This is a genomic window from Peristeroidobacter agariperforans, from assembly GCF_004138335.1.
GTDB classification, from domain to species: domain Bacteria; phylum Pseudomonadota; class Gammaproteobacteria; order Steroidobacterales; family Steroidobacteraceae; genus Steroidobacter; species Steroidobacter agariperforans.
This window is the reverse complement of the sequence record NZ_RYFW01000001.1, coordinates 318,977-336,978: the sequence shown is the minus strand read 5'-3', so window position 1 is coordinate 336,978 and position 18,002 is coordinate 318,977. Positions and strand designations below refer to the sequence as shown.

General features: G+C 63.0%; 10 protein-coding genes and 1 pseudogene. 3 read left to right on the top strand and 8 right to left on the bottom strand.

The window, feature by feature from the left end:
* Positions 1–236: 236 nt before the first annotated feature.
* The 4 genes from EK373_RS01475 to EK373_RS01460 all read right to left on the bottom strand — a co-directional run bounded on the left by EK373_RS01475 (position 237) and on the right by EK373_RS01460 (position 4,805).
* On the bottom strand, positions 237–1,700 hold the full coding sequence (locus EK373_RS01475; protein ID WP_198683006.1) for a sensor histidine kinase: 1,464 nt from the start codon (positions 1,698–1,700) through the stop codon (positions 237–239).
* A 70-nt stretch (positions 1,701–1,770) separates the two neighbouring features.
* Positions 1,771–2,442 carry a response regulator gene (locus EK373_RS01470; RefSeq protein WP_129640976.1) on the bottom strand — a complete coding sequence of 224 codons (672 nt, stop codon included), beginning with the start codon at positions 2,440–2,442 and terminating at the stop codon, positions 1,771–1,773.
* Between the two features lie 96 nt (positions 2,443–2,538).
* Entirely contained in the window at positions 2,539–4,038 is a 1,500-nt protein-coding gene (locus tag EK373_RS01465) for a DegQ family serine endoprotease (RefSeq protein ID WP_129640975.1), read from the bottom strand.
* Positions 4,039–4,121: 83 nt separating this feature from the next.
* Positions 4,122–4,805 (bottom strand): YceH family protein, encoded by a 684-nt coding sequence (locus tag EK373_RS01460; protein ID WP_129640974.1) that lies wholly within the window; start codon positions 4,803–4,805, stop codon positions 4,122–4,124.
* 167 nt (positions 4,806–4,972) lie between these two features.
* Here EK373_RS01460 and EK373_RS01455 point away from each other — a divergent pair, with 167 nt between their 5' ends.
* Positions 4,973–8,935: a DUF3683 domain-containing protein gene (locus EK373_RS01455; RefSeq protein ID WP_407676181.1), complete on the top strand. Its 3,963-nt coding sequence runs from the start codon at positions 4,973–4,975 to the stop codon at positions 8,933–8,935.
* A 93-nt stretch (positions 8,936–9,028) separates the two neighbouring features.
* Here the strand turns inward: EK373_RS01455 and EK373_RS01450 are convergent, their stop codons facing one another.
* The 4 genes and pseudogenes from EK373_RS01450 to EK373_RS34160 form a co-directional block, all read right to left on the bottom strand.
* Complete coding sequence (locus EK373_RS01450; protein WP_129640973.1) at positions 9,029–11,464, bottom strand: cellulase family glycosylhydrolase; 2,436 nt, start codon at positions 11,462–11,464, stop codon at positions 9,029–9,031.
* 22 nt (positions 11,465–11,486) lie between these two features.
* Positions 11,487–13,190 carry a lytic polysaccharide monooxygenase gene (locus tag EK373_RS01445; protein WP_129640972.1) on the bottom strand — a complete coding sequence of 568 codons (1,704 nt, stop codon included), beginning with the start codon at positions 13,188–13,190 and terminating at the stop codon, positions 11,487–11,489.
* Positions 13,191–13,277: 87 nt separating this feature from the next.
* Positions 13,278–15,104 carry a glycoside hydrolase family 6 protein gene (locus tag EK373_RS01440; protein WP_407676180.1) on the bottom strand — a complete coding sequence of 609 codons (1,827 nt, stop codon included), beginning with the start codon at positions 15,102–15,104 and terminating at the stop codon, positions 13,278–13,280.
* 51 nt (positions 15,105–15,155) lie between these two features.
* Positions 15,156–15,563 (bottom strand): annotated as a pseudogene (locus tag EK373_RS34160) (cellulose binding domain-containing protein); the annotation flags it as partial.
* 339 nt (positions 15,564–15,902) lie between these two features.
* On the opposite strand from EK373_RS34160, the gene EK373_RS01435 reads away from it, so the two are divergent.
* Together EK373_RS01435 and EK373_RS01430 are read left to right on the top strand one after the other, a co-directional pair.
* Positions 15,903–16,778 carry a dienelactone hydrolase family protein gene (locus EK373_RS01435; RefSeq protein WP_198683004.1) on the top strand — a complete coding sequence of 292 codons (876 nt, stop codon included), beginning with the start codon at positions 15,903–15,905 and terminating at the stop codon, positions 16,776–16,778.
* 28 nt (positions 16,779–16,806) lie between these two features.
* Positions 16,807–17,910: a D-2-hydroxyacid dehydrogenase gene (locus EK373_RS01430; RefSeq protein WP_129640970.1), complete on the top strand. Its 1,104-nt coding sequence runs from the start codon at positions 16,807–16,809 to the stop codon at positions 17,908–17,910.
* Positions 17,911–18,002: the final 92 nt, after the last annotated feature.

Here is an 18,002-nt window from a genome sequence, read left to right as displayed (position 1 = left end):
GTCGGTAGCTCATGCCCGAGAAGCGCTCACAACTCGTACATCGGTTTTCCGGTCGGCGCTTTTGCAAACGCCATACACCCGGGTATGCTGATCTCATGAGCGCTGATCTGCGAAAATTGCCGCTGGAGGAACGTCTTCGCCTGGTTGAGGATGGGGTACTCGCCGCGCTCTGATGGCGCGTTTCCCATTCGGAATCTACTTTCGTGTCGAGGCAGACGACGTTGTCGTTGTAGCCATCATGCACGGGAGCCGGCATCCGCACCGCTGGCAGGGTCGGCCGTAAGCTCTTTGCGCACCGGCAACACACATCGCACCAGCAGCCCTGGGTGATTGTCGAGCAGCTCGATCGTCGCTCTATGTAGTCGCATCACCGCAGCGACCAGGCTCAGGCCGAGGCCGCTGCCGACCTGGTCGCGGTCGCGTTCGAGGCGCACGAAAGGTTGCAGGATGCGGGCGCGGTCGAGTTCGGGGATGCCGGGGCCGTTGTCGGCGACGGTCAAGGTGAGTGAGTCGCCGATGGCGCGGACGCTAGCCTCGACCTTGCCGCCTTCGGGCACGTACTTGATCGCATTCTCCAGCAGATTGACCACAGCCTGCGCGAGCAGCTGGCGATTGCCATGGACCGAGGCGGTTGCGTCGCCTTGGTAGTCGAGGCTGATGTTTCTATTGCCGGCTTCGGGTTGATACAACTCGACGAGTTCTTGAGCGAGCGCAGCCACGTCAACGTCTTCGGTGGGAACGTCGCGGCCGCGGCCATCGGTTTGAGCGATTTGAAGCAGCGTGCCCAGCGTTCGCTGCACGCGGTCCAGTTCGGCCAGGGTTGCGTCCATCGTCTCGCGAACGTTATCAGCGAGCCCCTCGTGCTGAAGCGACTCTTCGATTCGCACGCGGGCGCGATACAGCGGTGCGCGCAAATCGTGAGCGGCGCTGTCGAAGGTCGTGCGCAGCGTCTCGGTCTGTTGCTCGATGGTTTCGAGCATGCGGTTCACGGCGGTGGCGAGCGCGTCGAACTCGTCGTGCGCGGGTTCGACGGGCAGGCGTTGTGACAAGTTGCCGGCCATGATGGATTCGCACGTCGCCGCGACCGCTTTGACGCGTCGTCGAATGCGCCGGCTGTAACTCAAACCAAACAAAGTGGCGAGCAGCACGCTCGCGCCGACGCCCCAGAACATGGCGGTTCGCAAGCGGGAGGCGAGGCGGCTGCGATCCAGGATGTCGGTGCCGACGAGCAGCCAGCGATTGCCGGGCAAGCGAATGATCTGCGCGCGCACCGGATGCGAGACCGAGCCGCCGGCGTCGCTGGCGTCGATCTCGAACTCCACCCAATCGTTATAGCGACTGACGACCTGCGGCCAGCGGGCGAGATTGCCCGCGATGGGAAAGCCATTGTTCTCGACCAGGAGATAGACGGCGCCGGTGCGACCCCAGCCATCCGCACGCCGATGTAGTGTAGCGACGAGCTGCAGCAGACCGCCGCGCGAATAGTCGTCCACCAGATTGTTGACCTCAGAGTTGATGACGGCATCGACTTCGTTGTCGAGCACGCGTGCAGTAAGGAAATAAACGGCGGTCAGCACCAACGTGACGCCGACGGCGAAAATCACGATGAACAGCGTCGCGAGCCGCGACGTGGACAGTCGCATGCGCGGTCGCGGGCGGCCGGTCGGCCCGGCGGCATCCGGACGGCCGGAGTCGGTCATGCGTTCGCTGCTCTGAAGAACCTCTGAAGTGGCGGCCATTGTACGACGTCTCCCGCCGCCGCCTGGTCGCCTATTCCTTGAGTACGTAGCCCGCGCCACGCACGGTGTGGATCAGGGGCCGGGAAAAGCCTTTGTCGACGGCATTGCGCAGGCGGCTCATGTGCACGTCGGTGATATTGGTCTGCGGATCGAAGTGCAGGTTCCACACGCCTTCGAGCAGCATGGTGCGCGTGACCACCTGGCCGGGCCGGCGCATCAGGAACTCCAGCAGCTGGAATTCCTTGGTGGTCAGATCGATGTTCTGGCCGGCGCGCGTCACTTTGCGGGCCAGCAGGTCCAGCTCCAGGTCCGCCACCTTGAGCCGGCTCGATTCGGCCAACGCGGTGCCGCGGCGGCTCAACGCTTCGATGCGCGCCAGCAGTTCGGCGAAAGCAAAAGGTTTGGTGAGGTAGTCGTCGCCGCCGGCTTTCAAGCCATGGACGCGGTCGTCGACCGTGCCGAGCGCAGAAAGGATCAGCACCGGGGTGCGGTCGTTGCGTTCGCGCAGGGAGGTGATGATGGTCAACCCGTCGATGTGCGGCAGCTGGCGGTCGGCGATGATCACGTCGTAATGACGCTGCGTCGCCTTCTCCAGGCCGTCACGCCCGTCCGGGCTGTGATCGACGCTGTAGCCAATTTCGCGCAGGCTTTTGAGCAGATATTCGGCTGCCTGCAGATCGTCTTCGATGAGCAGTAGTTTCATGCGATGCGTGAACGTTGAGCTGACCGGCGACGGCCACGGGGATTGCCGGGAAACACGGGGAGAAGTGTCTGCCATCGCCGGTCAGCATTCAAACGTTTAGCCAGTCCGCACCGGGACGAAGATCTGCGCGCTGTCGCGTTCGATCAGCAACGCCACGACCTTGCCCTTGGACTTGCGTGCGGCGGACTTCAGATCCTCCACCGACTTCACCGGCTTGCCGTTGACGCCGAGGATGATGTCGCCCCGCTGCACGCCGGCGGCAGCCGCCGGGCCGTCCGAGTCTTCGACCACGAGATCGCCGTCGGTCTCGACCTGCTGCTTCTCCTGCTTCTGCAGCGGGCGCACGACCAGGCCGAGCTTGGCAGTCTCGTCGGCTTCCACGCCGTCACGATTGGCGACCTTGACGCCCTTCTCGGCGATCTCGACCGGCTTCGCGCTCAGGCGCTTGACGCCGCCGTCACGCCACACCTCAAGATTGACGGTGCTGCCGGGCTTCTTCGACGCGATCAAACCAGGCAATTGCGAGGACTGATCGATCTCGGTGCCGTCGACCTTCAGGATCACGTCGCCCGCCTTGATGCCGGCCTTCGCGCCCGGGCCGTCGTCTTCGACCATGCCGACCAGCGCACCCTTCGGCCGATCGAGGCCGAACGACTCGGCGAGCTGCGCATTCACGTCCTGGATCGAGACGCCGATGCGGCTGCGTGTGACCTTGCCGGTCGAGACCAGCTGGGTCTGCACGTTGCTCGCGACATCGATCGGGATGGCGAACGAGAGGCCCATGTAACCGCCGCTGCGGCTGAAGATCTGCGAGTTGATGCCGACCACTTCGCCCTGCAGGTTGAACAGCGGGCCGCCGGAGTTACCCGGGTTCACCGCGACGTCGGTTTGAATGAACGGCGCGTAGTTGCTGCCAGGCATGGGGCGCGAGGTCGCGCTGACGATGCCGGCGGTGACGCTGTTCTCGAAGCCGAACGGCGAGCCGATGGCGATCACCCACTCGCCGGGACGCAGCTTGGACGGATCGCCGATCTTCACGGTCGGCAGATTCTTGGCGTCGATCTTCAGCACGGCGACGTCGGTGGCTTCGTCGACACCGACGACCTTCGCGGTGTACTCGCGACGATCGGTGGTCTTCACCGTGACTTCTTCGGCGTCGGCAACTACGTGCGCGTTGGTCAGAATGTAACCATCGGCGCTGACGATGAAGCCCGAGCCTTCACCGCGCGGGGGCGGCTGATTGCCGCGCGGCATGGGCTGACCGAAGCGGCGCAAGAAATCGTTGAGCGGATCGTTGGGCGACATGCCCGGCATGTCGTTGTTCACGGGCTGTGACTTGCCGACCACGGCGACGTTCACCACAGCGGGGCCGTAGTGATCGACCAAGCCAGCGAAATCCGGCAGGGCCGCCGCGACGTTGCGCGACGATGCGGTTTGAATAGCGGGCGCGGCGCTCGCGGCTGCGGCCTGAGCGGCTGGGTTGTTGTCGGCAAAGCTGCCTGAGCAGCCCGCCAGCGCGATACCCAGCAACGTGGCGGTGGAAACCACGGTCGCGCGTGCACGATTGAAGGGGACTCGATTCTGTCTGACAAGCATGGATGCTCCTCCCAGTGTGGGTTTCCAATGCAATGCCAGTAAGACGCCCCTCCCCAGCCAAAGTTTGCGCTCAAGCCGCTCTATTACGAGGACTTAATGCTACTGCGTAGTTCTTCCAATTCCTGACGTAGGGCAGCGACCTGCTCTTCGAGAGCAACGACGCGCGACTGCAAGGAATGCCGGGCGTCGGAGGTCGCGGCGTTTGGCTGGGCTTCATCGTTGCGCTCGGTGTCGGCAGGGGGCGCAGGAATCGCGTCCTCACCACTGAACAAATGTGCATAACGCGAATCGCGACGGCCGGGCTCGCGCGGCAGCTGCTTTACGAAAGGACCATCGGGGCGTGTCGCGAGGTCTTCGAGCGCCGAGTCGATCTCCGCGGGGTCGCTCAGCTGAGCCATGCGTGGCACGCGCGTGCGCAGCTCGCCCGGCGTTTGCGGTCCTCGCAGCAACAGCTCACAAACGATCGCGGTCTGCACCGGCGTGAACTCGAAGGAGCCGAAGCCAGTATTGCAGAAGCGGTGCTGGTACTTGGGAACACGGCTGCCAAAGCCTGATTTTTCCAGCACCAGGTGCTTCTTCACCAGGCCCTCGACACTTTCCTGCACGGTGCGCTCGTCCAGGCTCAGCACCGGCTCGCGATTGCTCTTCTGATTGCAGGCGTTGGTCAGGGCATTCAGCGACAGCGGATATTGATCGGGCGTCGTGATGGCCTTCTCGATCAGGCTGCCGATCAAGCGGGCTTCGAGGACGGTCAGATGGGTATTCATGGCGGGTACAGCTGCCGTGGCCTTATGCAGTTTGGTTTGGGGAATATAAAGGATTGGCGAGATCAAGGGCTTATCGTTGATTTCTGCCTTCTTGGACCGGACTGTAACCGCGTACAATCACGGTCCATACCTCGCTTACGGCTCCTAGCCTTACTACCTTGCGCAACTTGTCCCTACCGATTGCTGTTACGGAGCCGGATGCCGCCGTTGCGGGCCCGGCCGCTCGTCTGCGCGAAATCCCTTACAACTACACCTCGTTCTCGGACCGCGAAATCGTGATCCGCCTGTTGGGCGAGTCGTTGTGGACCATTCTCGACGAACTGCGCAGCGAGCGCCGGACCGGCCGCTCGGCGCGCATGTTGTACGAGGTGCTGGGCGACATCTGGGTCGTGCAGCGTAATCCGTACCTGCAGGACGACCTGGTCGACAACCCCAAGCGTCGCCGCCTGTTGATCGAAGCTCTGCATCACCGCCTCAACGAGATCGAGCGTCGTCGCGATGTTTCCGATCCGGAGCGCGATCGCAAGGTGGGCGAGCTGTTGCAGGCGGCGCGTCGTGCGGTCGAATCGTTCGCAAACGATTTCGATCGCTTCGTGCAACTTCGCAAGCGCGCGCGCCGTCTGCTCGAGCGTCACACGCGCGAAGACAACATTCGCTTCGATGCGTTTGCACGCGTTTCGCACGTGACGGACGCGACCGACTGGCGTATCGAATATCCGTTCCTCGTGTTGTCGCCGGACACCGAGGCAGAGATTCCCGCGCTGGTGCGCGATTGCATCGAGCTCGGTCTCACGATCATCCCCCGCGGCGGCGGCACTGGTTACACGGGCGGCGCGATTCCGCTCACGCCGCTCGCAGCCGTGATCAACACGGAGAAGTTGGAGCAGCTGGATCCGATCGACATCATCGATATTCCAGGCGCGAGCACGCCCGATGCGAAGGTGCCGACGATCTTCAGCGGCGCCGGCGTCGTCACTCGTCGCGTCTCCGATGCGGCCGAGCACGCCGGCCTGGTGTTTGCTGTCGATCCTACGTCTGCGGATGCTTCCTGCATTGGCGGCAACGTCGCGATGAATGCCGGCGGCAAGAAGGCGGTGCTGTGGGGTACGGCGGTCGACAATCTCATCTGGTGGCGGATGGTCGATCCCGACGGCAACTGGCTCGAAGTCACTCGCCTCGATCACAACCGCGGCAAGATTCACGATGTAGAAGTCGCGAAGTTCGAGCTGACCTGGAAGGACGGCCGCGACAATCCGCAGCGTGCGCGTGTGTTGCGTACGGCGCGAGTCGATATCGAAGGTCGCAAGTTCCGTAAGGAAGGTCTGGGCAAGGACGTCACCGATAAATTCCTGGGCGGCTTGCCGGGCGTGCAGAAGGAAGGTTGCGACGGCGTGATCACGTCGGCTCGCTGGATCCTCCATCGCATGCCAAAGCATACGCGCACCGTGTGTCTGGAGTTCTTCGGCCACGCTCGTCACGCGATTCCGTCCATCGTCGAGATCAAAACGTTCCTCGACAACGAGGCACGTACGACAGGCGTGCAGCTCGCGGGCTTGGAGCATCTCGACGAACGCTATCTGCGGGCGGTCGGCTACGCGACCAAGTCCAAGCGGGGCGCCTTGCCGAAGATGGTGCTGCTCGGTGACATCGTTGGCGACAACGAAGATGCCGTGGCGCGCGCGACGTCCGAAGTCGTGCGTATTTCCAACAGCCGCGCCGGTGAAGGCTTCGTTGCCGTCAATCCCGATGCGCGCAAGAAGTTCTGGCTGGACCGCTCACGCACGGCCGCCATCGCCAAACACACCAACGCCTTCAAGATCAATGAAGACGTGGTGATTCCGTTGGATCGGATGGGCGACTACACCGATGCCATCGAGCGCATCAACATCGAGCTGTCGTTTGCCAACAAGATCAAGATGCTCCGCGAGCTGCGGGACTTCTTCGAAACCGAGCTGCCCTTGGGCAAGGTCGACGATCCCGACCTTTCTGGCGTGTCACGAGCCGAGCTGCTCGGGGACCGACAGATCCAGGCACAGCAAGTCATCGCGGATACGCTCGCGCGCTGGACGTACCTGGCCGAACATTTGGATACGCCGCTGGGCGCAGCGCTGCCTCAGTTGGTGACGCTCGGCTTCGCGCCGCTGCGCGCCGACTTCGAGCGGCGGGTCGATCGCGAGCCGAACGTTCGCGTCTTCGATCTGGTGCAGGATCGTTCGCTGCGCACGTCGTGGAAAACGGAGGTGCGCGCGCATCTGCGTCGACTATTCGTCGGTGGGGCGTGCTTGCCGATCCTGGAAGCGGTCGAGGAAATTCACAAGCGCGTGCTGCGTGGTCGCGTGTGGGTCGCGCTGCACATGCATGCCGGCGACGGCAACGTGCACACCAACATCCCGGTGAACTCGGACGACTACGAGATGCTGCAGACGGCGAACCGCGCCGTCGAGCGCATCATGGAAATCGCCCGTGGCCTGAATGGCGTGATCTCCGGCGAGCACGGCATCGGTATCACCAAGCTCGAGTTCCTGACGGATGCCGAGACCGAAGAGTTCCGCCGTTACAAGGATCGCGTCGATCCGGACGGACGCTTCAACAAAGGCAAGCTGATGCCGGGCGGCGATCTGCGCAATGCGTATACGCCCAGCTTCAACCTGATGGGACACGAGTCCCTGATCATGCAGCAGTCCGACATCAACTCGATCTCGGATGCGATCAAGGACTGCTTGCGATGTGGCAAGTGCAAGCCGGTGTGCGCGACGCACGTGCCGCGCGCGAACTTGCTGTACTCGCCCCGTAACAAGATTCTGGCGACCTCGCTGCTCATCGAAGCGTTCCTGTACGAAGAGCAAACGCGTCGCGGCGTGTCGCTGCGTCACTGGGATGAGTTCTCCGATGTGGCCGACCATTGCACGGTCTGTCACAAGTGCGAGAAGCCGTGCCCGGTGAACATCGACTTCGGCGACGTATCGATGGCAATGCGCGACCTGCTGCGCCGGATGGGCAAGAAGCGCTTCAATCCGGGCACTGCGGCGTCGATGTTCTTCTTGAACGCAACGAATCCGCAGACGATCAAGATCGCGCGCACGGCGATGCTCGAATGGGGCTTCAAAGCGCAGCGCATGGCCAATCGCGCGTTGAAGGTGGTGGGTAATGCGCAGACGGCGCGTCCGCCTGCGACGACCGGCAAGCCGCCGCTACGCGAACAGGTCGTCCACTTCGTCAACAAGAAGATGCCGGGCGGACTGCCGAAGAAAACGGCGCGCGCGTTGTTGGATATCGAGGATCGTCACTACGTGCCGATCATTCGCGATCCGGCGCGTACGACCAGCGATTCGGAAGCGGTGTTCTACTTCCCCGGCTGCGGCTCGGAACGTTTGTTCTCGCAAGTGGGCCTGGCGACCCAGGCGATGCTGTGGAAGGTCGGCGTGCAGACGGTGCTGCCGCCTGGCTATCTCTGCTGTGGCTATCCGCAGCGAGGCGCGGGCCAGTTCGACAAGGCCGAGAAGATCATCACGGACAATCGCGTGCTGTTCCATCGCGTCGCGAACACGCTGAACTACCTCGACATCAAGACGGTGGTGGTCAGCTGCGGCACCTGTTTCGATCAGCTGCAGGGTTACAAATTCGACGAGATCTTCCCGGGCTGCCGCATCATCGACATCCACGAGTTCCTGATGGAGCGCAACGTGAAGCTCGAGGGTGTGACGGGGGTGCGCTACATGTATCACGACCCGTGCCATACGCCGATCAAGAGCTACGATCCTTTGAAGGTCGTGAACACGCTGATCAACGATCAGATCAACGGCAAGATCGAGAAGAACGACCGCTGCTGTGGCGAGTCGGGCACGTTTGCCGTGACGCGCCCCGATGTGGCGACCCAGGTTCGGTTCCGCAAGGAAATCGAGATGAAGAAGGGCGCGGAGAAGTTACGCGCCGACGGCTTCAAGGGTGACGTGAAGATCTTGACGTCGTGCCCGTCGTGTATGCAGGGATTGAAGCGTTACAACGACGATGCGGACGTCGATGCGGATTACATCGTCGTTGAGATTGCCAAGCATGTGCTCGGTGAGAATTGGCTGCCCGAGTATGTGCAGAAGGCGAACGCTGGCGGGATTGAGCGCGTGCTCGTGTAACCGGGCTCGAAGAGCTCACGCCTCGGCGTTATGCCGAGGCGTGGCTTGCACGATCCCTGTGCTCTTCCTATCCCTGGAAGAACCTCTTTATTGTCAACGACCCCACAGGCGATTCAGCAGATTCGTCTTGCGCTGATCGAAGTTCTGCCACTGGCCCCACCCGGCTTCGTTCGACACCGGGTCATACGCGTGGCCATACCAGCCCGCCGTATCGCCCGACTCCGGATTGATCGACCAGTAGCACCCCTCGATATTCTTGCTCACCATATAGTTCACGAACGCGTCCTGCCATTGCGCGTCCACACCCGGGGTGATGTGGCTCCAGCGATCCCGATCGCGGATGCTGGCCTGCCCCTGCGGCCAATCCAGATTGCCGCCGAATTCCCCGACCACGATGGCGTAGCCCTGCTGTTTGAGATAGCCGAAGTGCTCTTCCCAGCCGGCCGCGAGCTGCGTCGAGTTGATCACGATGTTGCAGTTCGCATCGCCCGCCTCATCGCCTTCCAGGCCGGCGCATTGTGGCTGTGCCGGGTCCATGAACATTCGCTGCACGAACACCGACGGACCATAGGTGTGCGGTGAGAACACCAGCCGCTCTTTGGGAATATTGATCGGATTGCTGCCGGCCTCGAACAGATTCTCGCCCCAGTTCGGATTGGACGCCGCCGCGCCGTGCGGTATGTCCGTGGTTGTGTTCGGCGTGCCGTCCTGCGTGCCCGCGACCGTGCCGATGCCCTGCACGAACAGCAGCGTGTTCGGGTTCACTGCGTTGATCGCCGTGTAAGCGGACTCGACCAGCGACTTCCACTCGGCCCACGTGTAGTCGTGCGGCTCGTTGAAAATGTCGATGCCGATGATGTTATCGACGCCCAGTTGCGTGCCGAGCCCGGCCAGTGTGCGCAGGTTGTCCAGCCACAGCGTCTGGTTGTACGGATGCGTCGTGGTCACCGTGCTCGGGTTGCCGCTGGCCGCGCAGGAATAGTTCTCGCGCGTGAAGTCGTAGTTGTCGCGAGTGGCGTCGACCCAAGGTGGGCGTGCGTCGAGGCGGCCCTTTCTCCAGCCGACATAGTTGGAGCAGGAGTGCACGTCGAGCATGATCTCGATGTTGTTTTGGTCCGCCGCCTGGATGAACTGCTCCAGCGCCAGCCGCGAGTTGGCGACGCGCACCGATGAATGATTCTTCAGGTACGGGTCGCGGCCCTGCGGGTCATTGGCGTTGAGGGTCTGCGGCACGACCGGCAAGCGGATGACGTTGATGCCCATGCCGCTGATCTCGGTCATCGTCTGTTGAATCGTGCGGCCGGTGCCCGCGCCGCCGTTCGCCCAGAAGGTGTTGCCGATGTATTGCTCCATCGGCGCGCCGCTCGGATTGGTGGGATCGTCGGAAGGCTCATGACGTCCTTCCAGACCGAACCAGGATCCACAGCGGACCGGGAACGCCGTGCCGTTCTTGGTGATGCGGCCGGTCGGATCGACTCGGAACACTGCGCCGCCAGGGCTCGTCGTGCGCGTGGCGGTGATCGTCGCCGAGGTGTAACCCGACGCAGCCGCTGTGAACGTCGACGTCGCCGTGCCCGTTCCCGCAGCCGCGGTGAAAGTCACATTGACGCCAGTGTTCCAGTTCGAGCTGGTGAGCGTGACGCTGGTGGGCGAGTGCGTGATCGCCGTGCTGCCAGAGCGCGTGATCGTCACTGGTACTGAGCTCGTGGGAGCCGCACTCAAGCGGATCGACGACGTGCCGCTCGTGCCGCCCGCCAGCGACAACGTGCTGGGAGTCGCGGTGATCGACAGCGTCGGCGTTCCCTGAATCGTGAACGGCACCGCTGCAGTTGCCGTACTCAACGAGGGCGAGCCGTTGTCGAACGCAGTGGCTTGCGCAGTGTGGTTGCCCGAGGCGAGGCCCGTCGCATTGAAGCTGTAGGGCGAGCTCGTGTCGGTGCCCACGAGGTTGCCATCGACACGGAACTCAACGCGAGTAACGGCGCCGCCCGGATCGCTAGCCGTCGCGGAGAGCGGGACGGTCGAACCCGAAGGGAAGGTTTGTCCGCTGGTCGGGCTCGTCAAGCTGATGGTCGGAGCCGTGTTGCCAGTGCCGCCGCCCGTGCAGGCAGTGCCGTTCAACGTGAAGCCGCTCGGTGCGGCGTTCGTCGTGGTGAACGTTCCGTTGAAGCCGATGGTGAACGTCGCGCCGTTGCCGATGTTTTGCCACGCCGCGTTGCTCGTCACCGTCACCTGCGCGCTGCCGGCAGGCTGCGAGAATGACACCGGCCAGCCGTTCTGGATGCGCTCGCCGTTCTGGAATGTGAATACCAGCGTCCAGTTCGAGACCGTCGGGCCGGTGTTGAGAATGGCGATGTTGGCGCCGTAGCCATTACCGCCTTCCCAACTCTTTGTATAAGTGATCTGGCACCCGGCGGCCTGCGCGAATGCGCCGGGCGACGCGGCCAGATAACAAAGGGCCAACAGGATGAACGATAGGATCCAGCGCCATAGCGCTGGATCCCGAACATGAGCATGTGAACGAAGCATGATCTCCTCCGTGTTGCTTGCGTCAGAACGTGCCGGTTTGCGTGTACTGCGTGCCGCCGCTGGTGTAGGTCACCGTCCAGGTGTCGCCAGTGGTGGGATGAGCCGTGCCCGTGCCGCCGAACTGCGCGGCCAAGGTGCGATTCGTTCCAGGACTGAGCGTGACCCCCGAAGCGAGCGTGTACTGATAAGTGATGGCCGAGCTCGTGCTCGAGTTGCTCTGCTGGACCTGGCTGCCGAGCGTGTTGTATTGACCGCTGACGCTGACGCCCGTGGTCCTCTGCACGACGATCGTCGCCGACAGCGCGGTGACCGACGCCGTGTTGGCCAGGCGCAGCTGCAGCTCGTTGTAATACGGGCTGTTGGCGGCGACGGCCGGGGTCACTGTCACTCCGCCGTTGCCCGTAGTCGCCGGCGTGACTTGCAGGAACGCGCTCGAGATGTCCGCTGAAGTCAGTGCGTACACGCGATTGGCAGTCGCGCTCTGCTGAGGGACAACCTGACTCTGGGCATTGAGCACGCCGACGCGCACCGCGCCGTTCGCAGCATTGACCGCTTGCGCCAGCGCCAGTGGCCAGGCAGTGGCTGCGGCGTTGGACGACGTGATGACTAACGGGCTCGTTGGCCAGTATGCGTCTTGACCGCTGCCGTTGACGGTGCGGACGGAAACACGATCGCCGACCGTGAGCGTGCGCGACTCGGAAGTCAGCGGACCGAGATCGAACCACTGCGACGCGACCGCAGGCGCATGGACGAACGTGCGGGTCGCGCTATCGGAAGAGCCGCCGCCCGACACGACCAGTGAAACGGTGACGTTCGCGGATGCCTGCGGATTCCCCAACGTCAGAGTCGCGACCGACTGCGTGGCGTTGGTGAGCGTGTAGAGCGACGGGTTCTGCGAGCTGACGCTCCATTGATAGCTCAGGTTCGATCCGGTCGAGCTGCGCCCGTCGAGCGTGATCGAGCCAGCGCCCTGGAACTCGGCTACGTCGGGTGACAGAGCGATCTGCGCATCGAGGGTCGGTGTATTGCCGCCTTGGAACATGGCGTCGATGCAGCCGTGGAAACGTTCGTACGTCCACTGGTTGCGCCCCCACTCGGCGTAGATCACATGCCGGCCGGTGCGCGACGGAACGTTGCAACGCGTTTGGAAGGTCGCGGCGCCCGGGTTGGGAATCACATCAGGATTGGCGTTCGGTGTCGCGTCGTTGTAGTTGAGCACGCAGAACGGCGCATCCTCGAAATCGCTGAACGACAGCACTCTGCCGGTCTGGAACACGAAGCTGGGCTTGGTGATCCAGTAGCGGAACTCCTGCGTGTCCGAGAAGTGCGGGCCCCACGAGATGTTCCAGGTGAAGGTCTTCGACCCGGCCGTCATCGGCACCGTCGGCCAGTTGATCGGCTGATCCCACGGGGTTGCGTTGCCATTCCAGGTTTCCGAGTTGAAGCTGCAAACGTTCGAGCGCACGCCGACGCCGGCGCGGCCGGTCGTGTGCGTGAGCACGCTCATGAAGCTATAACCGGCATTGGGATCGACGCCGGTGGCCGTGAATGCCTGGCCGCAAACTGGATACTGCGCCGTGCCGTTGGCAACTTGATCGGGTTTGGTAATCGCGCCGCAGAACCAGTTGCGCGATGGCGGGTCTTGAATCAGTCCGTGCCCGTAAGCGCCGCCGATCATCATCAGCAGCCCTGCGAGCAGCATCGTCCGTAACGCGTCGAGCTTCATACATCCTCCGTTGAACATCTGAAGTCCCCCTCGCTTGTCGGATCAGACCCGGCGCACGAGGCGATGCCGGGTCTGAAGCTTTGTTTCCTAAAGTGGCGGATAGGCGTTCTGCAGCAACTGCTGGAATTGCGCCGGGAACCAGTGCCCGGACAGCGGCGCATTCGGCAGCGCGCCTGTCATGTTGTTGTTGTTGCGTGGGTTGCCGCCGTACGTCGGGTCGCACATACGGTCGAAGCCCTTGCCTTCGTCGTTGGGAATTTCCTCGCTCGCGCCGTCGGACTCGCCGGGCGGCTTGATCCAGACGTACGCATCGATGCCGGATGCAGGCGCTGCCCGCGGACGCTCACCCAGACCGGCGCCACTTGGATTGCACCAGTTGCCCTTGTGGATGCGGCGATCGATGCGCGACGCGTTGATGCGAGTGTTGAGATCGGCGGCGGTGCTCGGGCCGGTCGGTCGATTCGGGCCGCCCCAGCCATTGCGCGAGGTGTCGATCAGCATGCCGATGTTGGCGTCGAATCCGGCCTGGACCGCGCGCTGGCGGAACGCTTGGGCGTACGTCAGCTCATCGTTGAATTGATTCCAGTCGATCCAGGTCGACGGACGCGTGGTGCTGTCGACGACGATGTACGGCTCCTGCAACGCCGAGGTGTTCGCGGTGTTGGTGATGAAGCCGTGCACGTTCGCGAGCGTGCTGCCGGAAGCGGTGGCCGCCGTGCGCATCATGTCGACGGTCGGGCCGAAGTTCGTGTCCCAGCCCAGCCAGCCATGGTGGCCGGCATCGACATAGTTATAAACATTCGGGATGGCGCCGAAGGTCGCGAGCGCGTAGCCGACGCCGTCGACGTAGCCGCGATTCTGCAGCATCGTGTCACATTGCGCGGTGCCGGTGGGGCGGCTCGTCACGTTGGTCACCAGGTTCGGTAGCGAATCGATCTCGATGATCAACACGATGCGCAGGTTTGCGTACTCGGGCCGTCGCAGGATGGCTGCGATCGGGTCGACGTACTCCGCCTTGTAGCGCGGCAGATCGTTGGGTCCGAGCTCACCGTTAGAGGCGAGCGCGGAGCAGTCGCGACCAGGCAGGTTGTAGATCACGATCTGGATGACCATCGGCGTAGCGCCGTTCGCTTGATCCTGCGTGAGCGCTTCGTTCAGGTGATCGACCAAGCCCATGCTGCCGGTGGTCGGACTGTTGTTGCCAGTGATCGCGCTGATGCGATCCATCCACACACCGGTGGGCTGCATGGCGATGGCACTGCCGCCGGATGCGGCGGCATTCGCACGCCACTGCGGATTGTTATAAACACCGGAGCTGAGATAAGGATTGTCGACGCGGCCGGTCACGACACCGCTGCGTGTTACAGCTACGGTTGCCGACGTGTAGCCAGTCGCTGCGGCGGTGAACGTCGAGGTTGCGGCAGCTGTGCCACTGGCCGCGCTAAACGTCACCGTCACACCGCTTTGCCAGTTGCTATTGGTGAACGTGATCGTCGTCGGACTGGCGGTGATCGCCGTGCTGCCCGAGCGGGTGAGAGAGACTGAAAGGTTGCTCGTCGGCGCAGCGTTGAGTCGCAGCGTTGCCGTCCCGCTTGCACCGCCTGAGACGGTCAGCGACGCGGGGCTTGCTGTGATCGCGGGCTGGACGGTGCCTTGAATCGTGAATGGCACAGCAGCCGTTGCCGTGCTCAGCGCGGGCGAGCCGTTGTCGAATGCGGTGGCTTGCGCGGTGTGACTGCCGGAAGCGAGGCCGCTCACATTGAAGCTGTACGGTGAGCTGGTGTCCGTATTCACGAGGTTGCCGTCGACCCGGAACTCGACGCGACTCACCGCGCCGCCTGGATCGCTTGCGTTTGCTGCGAGCGTGACTGAGGAGCCGGCAGGAAATGTTTGAGCGCTGGTCGGGCTGGTCAAACTGACGATGGGCGCGGTATTGCCGGTGCCACCGCCGTTGCACGCCGTGCCGTTCAGCGTAAAGCCGGTCGGTGTCGAATTCGTGGTCGAGAACGTGCCGTTGAAACCGGCAGTAAAGGTCGCACCGCTGCCGATGCTCTGATTCCACGACGCGTTGCTCGACACCGTGACCTGAGCGCTGCCGGCAGGCTGCGAGAACGTTACGGGCCAGCCGTTCTGGATGCGCTCGCCGTTGGCGAACGTGAATTGCAGCGTCCAGCCGTTGGTGATCGCCGGACCGGTATTCAGGATGGCGATGTTGGCGCCGAAGCCGGTGCCGCCCTCCCAACTCTTGGTGTAAGTGACCTGGCAGCCAGCTGCCTGAGCGAATGCTTGTGAGGTGAGCCCGACACTGCAGATCAGCAGCAGGGCAAAAAACCAGCGCGCAGCAGGTCCTTCGGACCTTTGTCGTCCTTCCATGATACGACCCCCTGAGAGACATTCCTTTGTTCGAGCGGGCGCGAACATGGGGCAATTGGCCAACGCTGTCAACATGGAAATTATTGCCATTCGAGCCAATGCGAGACATGAACGACGCAACGTGCGCGACTCGTTTTCAAGAAAATCAGCGAACTTATTCGGTGCTCGAACGAGTCATTGCGGAGTCAATTGCGGGTCGTTGCGGCGCGCGTCGCAGGCAGTCTCGACGGTCCGGGTTTGTTGACTTTCGCGCGGGCGCGTAACAGCACCGATTCTTTGCAGGCCGAAGGCGCGTCGCTACACTCCGACGCCTGCCTTCATCGAAACAGGGGATGCGTCATGAGCCGGGATCTGCAGACCGATATCGCCAACGTGTTCTCGCGCATGGAGCTGAACCGCCGTCACATGATGGCGAGCAGCCTGGCCGCCGCTGGTTTCGCGCTCGCCGTGCAGCCGATCGGCGCAGCGACCATCACGACCGACGCCACCGGCCTGGAGGCGGGCGACGTAAAAATTCCAGTGGGCGACCAGACCGTTCCGGGCTATCGCGCCATGCCGTCCAAGGGCGGACCGTTCCCGGTCATCCTGGTCGTGCAGGAAATCTTCGGCGTGCACGAACACATCAAGGATATTTGCCGTCGCTTCGCCAAGCAGGGCTACTTCGCCATCGCGCCCGAGCTGTATTACCGCCAGGGCGATGTTTCCAAGCTCAAGTCCATCGACGAGATTCGTCCCATCGTCGCCAAGGTGCCGGACGAGCAGGTGATGGGGGATCTGGATGCAACTGTCGACTTCGCGCAGAAGTCGGGCAAGGGCGATGTGGCGAAGCTCGGCGTCACCGGGTTTTGTTGGGGCGGCCGCATCGTGTGGCTGTACGCGGCGCACAGCAAGCAGCTCAAGGCAGGTGTGGCGTGGTACGGCCGGCTGGTCGGCGATCCCACCGAGAATCAACCGAAGCATCCGGTCAATATCGCGGCTGATTTGCGGGCGCCGGTGCTTGGCCTGTACGGCGGGAAGGATCAAGGCATTCCGCTCGATACCGTCGAGCAGATGCGGACGGCGTTGAAGAAGGCCAAGGTGCCCTCGGAGATCGTCGTGTTCCCGGATTCGCCGCATGCATTCTTCGCCGACTATCGACCTTCGTACGTCGAGGCCGATGCCAGGGAAGCCTGGAAAAAGGCGCTGGCGTGGTTCAAGCAGCACGGCGTGGCCTGATCGATAGACAATTCCGCGGAGGATTCGGATGAAGTGTCGCTGGCTGGTGGCTGCCGCTTGTGCGTCGGTGTTACTCGGAGCGTCGCTCGAGGCGGCGGAGAGCTCCGCTGCCAATGTGATCGAGCGTTACGATCTGCAAGAGGCCGACACTCCGGTGAAGGAGCGCAAAGGCTGGCGCAAACCCAAGCGCATCCTGGTCGGCGGTATGGGGTCGCGGCTCGGTGCGGAGCTGAAAGCCGCGGCGCCGGAGGTTGAATTCATCGTCGCAGGCACGCCCGAGGCCAAAGCGAAGATCGCGAGCATCGACGCCACCATCGGTGTCTGCGACGCCGAAACCCTCAGTGCCGGCAAAGCCATTCAATGGATTCAGCTGGTGACCGCAGGTGTCGAGAACTGCGTCGCCATTCCGGCGATCAAAGAAAGAAACATCCTGGTCACCAACATGCAGCGCATCGCCGGCCCGATCATTGCCGAGCATGTGATCGCGATGACATTGGCGCTCACGCGCGGTCTCGATGTGTACATTCCCGCGCAAGCGCAAGGCCAATGGATTTCGCGCCTGCCACCGGGCCGCGCGACCACCGTCGACGGCAAGACGATGCTGGTCGTCGGTCTCGGGGGCATTGGCAGCGAAGTAGCCCAGCGAGCGCATGCGCTTGGCATGAAGGTCACAGCGACCCGCAATAGCGGCCGCACCGGTCCTGACTTCGTGAGCTACGTCGGTCTATCGGATGAATTGCCCAAGCTGGCCGCCGAAGCCGATTTCGTCGTGAACACCGCGCCGCTCACGCCGCAGACCAAAGGAATCTTCGATGCGGCCTTCTTCGGAAAGATGAAGCCGACGGCGTACTTCATCAACATTGCGCGCGGCGGCAGTGTGGTGACATCGGACCTGGTCGACGCGCTCAACAACAAGAAGATTGCGGGCGCCGCGCTCGATGTCACCGACCCCGAGCCGCTGCCTGCAGGGCATCCGCTGTGGAAGGCGCCGAATCTGATCATCACGCCGCACGTGTCGGCCGACTCGGATCTGGGCAGTGGCGCGCCGCTGGCGGTCGTGCGCGAGAATCTGCAGCGTTATTCGGCGGGCGGCAAAATGCTGTCGGTGGTCGACGTAACACGCGGTTATTGATCGCCCGCAGCCTCCTCTTCGGAACCGGCCGCATGGTGCGAGCGTTTCGCCGACATCGCACCCTTTTGCCATTTTTGCCAACCCCGCCAGCG